The sequence below is a fragment of the Kitasatospora sp. NPDC059408 genome, assembly GCF_042751525.1.
Taxonomy (GTDB): domain Bacteria; phylum Actinomycetota; class Actinomycetes; order Streptomycetales; family Streptomycetaceae; genus Kitasatospora.
Map to the genome: position 1 here is coordinate 71,765 of NZ_JBHYWI010000041.1, position 5,492 is coordinate 77,256.

3 protein-coding genes are annotated in these 5,492 nt (G+C 74.0%); 1 reads left to right on the forward strand and 2 read right to left on the reverse strand.

Going from position 1 to position 5,492, the window contains the following annotated elements; translation table 11 throughout:
• Nucleotides 1-104 precede the first annotated feature (104 nt).
• Nucleotides 105-515 (reverse strand): hypothetical protein, encoded by a 411-nt coding sequence (locus tag ACFXDE_RS25785; protein WP_380497131.1) that lies wholly within the window; start codon nt 513-515, stop codon nt 105-107.
• Nucleotides 516-622: 107 nt separating this feature from the next.
• Complete coding sequence (eccCa, locus tag ACFXDE_RS25790; protein WP_380497132.1) at nt 623-4,627, reverse strand: type VII secretion protein EccCa; 4,005 nt, start codon at nt 4,625-4,627, stop codon at nt 623-625.
• 178 nt (nt 4,628-4,805) lie between these two features.
• Here eccCa and eccD point away from each other — a divergent pair.
• On the forward strand, nt 4,806-5,492 hold a 687-nt coding region (gene eccD, locus ACFXDE_RS25795), incomplete at its 3' end, for a type VII secretion integral membrane protein EccD (RefSeq protein WP_380497133.1).

Sequence of the window (5,492 nt, forward strand, 5' to 3'; positions counted from 1 at the left end):
GCCCCCGCGACCCCGGGGGGTTGCCCCACCCCGGCGGTGCCCCGCCCCCCGCCCGCCAAACCCCCGACGAGCGATCAGGGTCTCCGGTCCGCCCGAGCCGCCTGTCACGGCAGCCGGTTTGCGTGGCCCTCGCCCTCTCGCAGCAGCCATTCCCTGACCGTAGGAGAACGGTCCAGCAGTTCACTGACCCGCATGCCCTCGTCGCGGGAGGTCACCTTCGGCAGCGGCACGAAGTCGTCGGGGAGTACGTCCAGGAGGCTCATCACCCGGTCTCCCGTACGCAGGGCGATCAACAGCTCGCACCGCAGCTGACGCGGAACATCCGGGCGGTGGGACAAGCTGTTCCACAGGGCCGGCCAGAGGTAGTGGCTTCCGTCGGACGCCGCATTCGCCTTCACCCAGAGTGGGTCCAGCCTCTGGCTGAGGCCGAGTTCACCCGCCCGTGCCTCCAGCCCGAGCAGCGACGCCGTGTCGATGACCTTCACTTCACGAGGCAGCGGCTGATCCGGGTGCATCGCCCCATGCTGCCCGACGGCACCTTGCCGAAGCACACCGGGACCGCTGCACAATGCGTCGCGTGGCGAGACGTTGGCAGTTTCTGGACGCCGGCTCGTGCCATCCGTCAGGCCACCCCCTCGCCGCCGGCCCCCTCCTGCGCCAGGGCCGTCTGGAGCGGCACCGTCCGGCGCCGGGTGATGTGCAGGGCCCGGCCGGGCGGGAGTTGGCGGGGTTTGACGTTGCCGAAGAGCACGCCCTCGCTGGGCGGGCAGGACAGGAGGACGGCGGGTGTGTTGACGTCGAGGAGGCGGCGCAGGAGGGGGTCGCTCATGGCGCGGGCGATGCCGTTGGCGCTGCGGGCGACGATCAGGTGGAGGCCGAGTTCGGTGCCCTGGGCGAGGTGGTCGAGGAGCGGGGTGAAGGGGTGGCCGGTGAGCGGGGCCGAGATGAGGTCGTAGTCGTCGACGAGGATGAAGAGTTCGGGGCCGGTCCACCAGTCGCGGAGTTTGAGGCGGGCGGGGGTGATGTCCTCGCTGGGGACGCGGCCCTCCATGGCGCGGGCGGCGCCCTGGACGATCTGCTTGAGGACGTCGACGGCGACGGCGTAGCCGAGGCGGTACTCCTCGGGGACGAGGTCGAACAGGCCGCGCCGGAAGTCGATCAGCATGATGCGGGCCTCGGCCGGGGTGTAGGCCGTGGTGATGCCGTTGACGAGGTGGCGCAGCAGGTTGGTCTTGCCGGTCTCGCTGTCGCCGACGACGACGAGGTGCGGCGATTCCTCGAAGTCGTGCCAGAGCGGGGAGACTTCGCGGTCCTCCAGGCCGAGGGCGATCCGCAGCCGGCCTTCGGGGGCGGGGAGTGCGGTGGCCTCCAGCATCAGCGGAAGTGTGCGGACCTGGGGGGCGCGGGGGCCGGTCCAGTGGTCGTTGACGGCTTCGACGAGGTCGGCGACGCCGTCGGCGAGGTCGTCCGTGTCGCCGGTGCCGTCGATGCGGGGCAGGGCGGTGAGGTAGTGGAGCTGGTCGTCGGTGAGGCCGCGGCCGGGGACCTTGGGGACGGTGGCGGCGGCCCGCATGTTGATCATGGAGTCGACGGAGTCGCCGAGCCGGAGCTCGAACTTGGTGCCGAGCTGGTCGCGCAGGGCGCTGGTGACCTCGGCCCACCGGGTCGCGGTGATGACCAGGTGGACGCCGTAGTTGAGGCCGCGTCCGGCGATCAGGCCGAGGACCTGGACGAGCTCACCGAACTCCTGGCGCAGCGTGTTCCAGCCGTCGACGACGAGGAAGACGTCACCGTGGAGGTCGTCGGCCAGTTCGGGGTCGCCGGCCGCGCGGCGGCGCCGGAAGGCGGCGGCGGAGTCGATGCCGAGCCGGGCGAAGCTCTGTTCGCGGCGCGCGATGATGCCGTTGATCTCGGCGATCGTGCGGCCGACGCGCTCGGGGTCATGGCGTCCGGTGACGCCGCCGACGTGCGGGAGGCCGCGCAGGGCGGAGAGGCCGCCGCCGCCGAAGTCGAGGCAGTAGAACTGGACCTCGCGCGGGGTGTGGGTGAGGGCGAGGCCGGTGATCAGGGTGCGTAGGAGGTTGCTCTTGCCGCTCTGCGGGCCGCCGGCGATGCCGACGTGGCCGCCGGCGGCGGAGAGGTCGGCGGTGAGGAGGTCGCGCATCTGCTGGAAGGGGCGGTCGACGAGGCCGATGGGCACGCAGAGGCCGCCGCGCTGGGGCGCGCCGTCGACGGTCAGGCCGTGGTCGGGGTGCGGGGCGAGCGGGGGCAGGAGTTCGTCGAGGGTGGGCGGGACGTCGAGCGGCGGCAGCCAGACCCGGTAGGCGGGCGGGCCGGCGTCGGTGAGGCGCTCGGCGGCGAGCTCCAGCAGCGTCTCGGTGGCCTCCTCCGGCTCCGGCTCGGCGGCGACCGGTTGGTGGCGGGGCGCGACGTACTCGGTGCCGTACGGGACGACCTGGCCGGCCACCGCCGCCTGCCGGGCCGGGCTCGGCCGCTGCCGACGGTACGGGCCCGAGACGTAGGCGGCCTTGAAGCGGGTCAGGGTGGAGATGTCGCTGCGCAGGATGCCGTTGCCGGGCTGGGAGGGCAGGTGGTAGGCGTCGGGGACGCCGAGCACGCCGCGGCTCTCCATCGCGGAGAAGGTGCGCAGGCCGATCCGGTAGGACAGGTGGGATTCGAGGGCGTGCATCCGGCCCTCGTCGAGGCGCTGCGAGGCGAGCAGCAGGTGGACGCCGAGGGAGCGGCCGAGCCGGCCGATCATGATGAACAGTTCCATGAAGTCGCGGTGTGCGGCGAGGAGTTCGGAGAACTCGTCGACGATGACGAACAGCGTCGGCAGCGGGTCCAGCTGGACGCCGGAGGCGCGTGCGGCCTCGTAGTCCAGCAGCGAGGTGTAGTTGCCGGCCGACCGCAGGAGCTCCTGGCGGCGCATCATCTCGCCGTGCAGGGCGTCGCGCATGCGGTCCACCAGTGCGGCCTCGTCGGCGAGGTTGGTGATGACGGCCGAGGTGTGCGGCAGCCGGTCGAGGCCGAGGAAGGTCGCGCCGCCCTTGAAGTCGACGAGCACGAAGTTCAGCGTCTCGGAGGAGTGCGTCAGGGCGAGGGCGAGCACGAGGGTGCGCAGCAGCTCGGACTTGCCGGAGCCGGTGGCGCCGATCAGGAGGCCGTGCGGGCCCATGCCGCCCTGCGCGGACTCCTTGATGTCGAGGTCCACCGGGGTGCCGTCGGAGCCGAGGCCGAGCGGCACGCGCAGCCGCTGCTCCTTGGGGCGTTCGGACCAGGCCTGGCGGACGTCGTGCCGGTGCAGGTCCTTGATGCCCAGCAGCGCGGTGAGGTCGAAGTCGGTGGCGAGCGGCTCGGCACCGTCGGTGGCGTCGCCGAGCCGGTAGGGCGCAAGCTGGGCGGCGTAGCGGCGGGCGGCGGCCGGGCCGAGGGCGTCGGGGCGGCCGAGCGCGGTGACGCTGTCCTTGCGGTTGCGGTCGATGCCGACCAGCTCCAGTACGCCGGCCGCGGTGGTGCGCAGCCGCAGCCGGTGCTTGGCGTGCTTCCACTCCAGGGCGCCGGCCACGTCGAGGACGGTGGCGTTGCGGTAGCCGGCGAGGGCGCCCCGGCCGCCGGAGGGCAGCGGCACGCCGTCGACGACGATCAGGGTGTACGGCTCCTCGCGGCCGGGCTGCGCGTCCGGCTCCCACGGGCCGCGGCCGGCGAACTCGGTGCCGAGCAGCTGTTCCAGCTCGACCAGCGAGCCGGCGACGAGGCGGACCGGTCCGGCGCCGTCGGTCTCCCCGGGGTGCAGGGCGTGCGGCAGCCACTTGAGCCAGTCCCAGTCGGCGCGGCGCTCGGGGGAGGCGACCAGGCCGATGCGCAGTTCGTCCGGGGCGTGGAAGAACGCGAGCTGGGCGACGATCGCCCGGGCGAGGGCGCGGGGCGCCTCATCGCCGCCGGGCGCCTCGCCGTCGTCCTCCGGCCCTCGCACCAGGACGTGTGCGTAACCGCGGACGTGAACGGCGATCGGCTGCTCGGGCAGCGTGCCGTACGCGTGGATGAACCGCCGCAGCGCGTGGGCGCACAGCGGTTCCAGGTCCTCGACGGGCTTGGTGGCGAGCGGCGCGAGGCGCACGGCCAGGCGCTGCGCGCCGACGGCGATGCGTACGTCGCCGAAGTCCGGGTGGCCCGCCCGGCGCTCCCACAGCCGCGAGGTGCGGACCATGGTGGCCAGCGCGGCGGGCTCGGGGTGGCGCCAGGCCAGCGCCTGCTGCTGCTTGACGGTGTGGCGGCGCACCTGGCGGCGGATCTGCGACAGGTAGCGCAGGTAGTCGCGCCGTTCGCCGCGCAGCTGCCGCTTGCGGTCACTCTCGCCGCGGATCAGCTGGGTGACCAGCATGCCGACGGCGGACAGGCCCATCATGCCCATCGCGACGTACGTCAGCGGGCCGCCGCCGGCGTTCGGGTTGAGGAAGATGAACACCATCGAGAGCGAACTCAGCGCCATCGGCGCCATGGTGAGCATCGTGGCGAGCCCGCTCTGCGGCTCGGGCAGGCCGGGCGGCTCCTGCAGCTGGATGTCCCCCTCCGGCAGCTCCGGCCCGGAACGCCGGGGCGGACGGTCGACCACGACCTGACTCAACGGGGCTCTCCTCACACGTGCGTCGACGTCTCCGACCGGTCGCACGGACCGCGACCCCGTTCCGGTTCATCGGGGTTCTCCCCGCCCGGGTGAACCGCCGCCGCCGGGGCGCACGTATTGCCGGTCGGAAACCCGCGGAGACCCGCGGATCGGGCTGGGCCAGAGAGAGTGGTGGGGCATGAGTGGTGGAGCCGTGGCCGGCCTGTGCAGACTGAGGTTCCGCGCGCCCGAGGCCGCCTTCGAGCTGGCCGTGCCGTCCGACGTCGTCCTCGGCGACCTCATGCCGGCCGTGCTTGCGCACGCCGGCGCCGAGGCCGAGGAGGCCGGCGCCGAGCACTCCGGCTGGGTGCTCCAGCGCCTCGGCGGCGAACCCCTCGACGACGAACGGACCCTGGACGCCCTCGGGCTGCGCGACGGCGAGGAGCTGTACCTGCGCCCGCGCACCGCCGAGCTGCCGCCGGTCCACTTCGACGACCTGGTCGACGGCGTGCGCAGCGGCATGCTGGAGCGCCGCGACTCCTGGCGCCCCGAGCTCACCCACCACCTCGCGGTGGCCGCCGCGCTGGTCGCCCTGGCCGGCGGCGTGGCGCTGCTGCTCCTGCCCGGCCCCGACCGGATGCGCTGCGCCGCGGCCGCGGTGGCCGCCGTGCTGCTGCTGTTCTCGGCCGGCGGCGCCGCCCGCACGGTCGGCGACGCCGTGGCGGGGACGGCCCTGGGCGTGGCCGGGATCGGCTACGCCGTCACCGCGGCCACGCTGGTGCCGGGCCTCGGCGGCGCGGACCGGCTGCTCGCCGGCGGCTCGGCCGGGGCGGGGGCGTGCGTGCTGGCGCTGGCCGTCGTCGGCGCCTCGGCCCCGCTCTTCCTC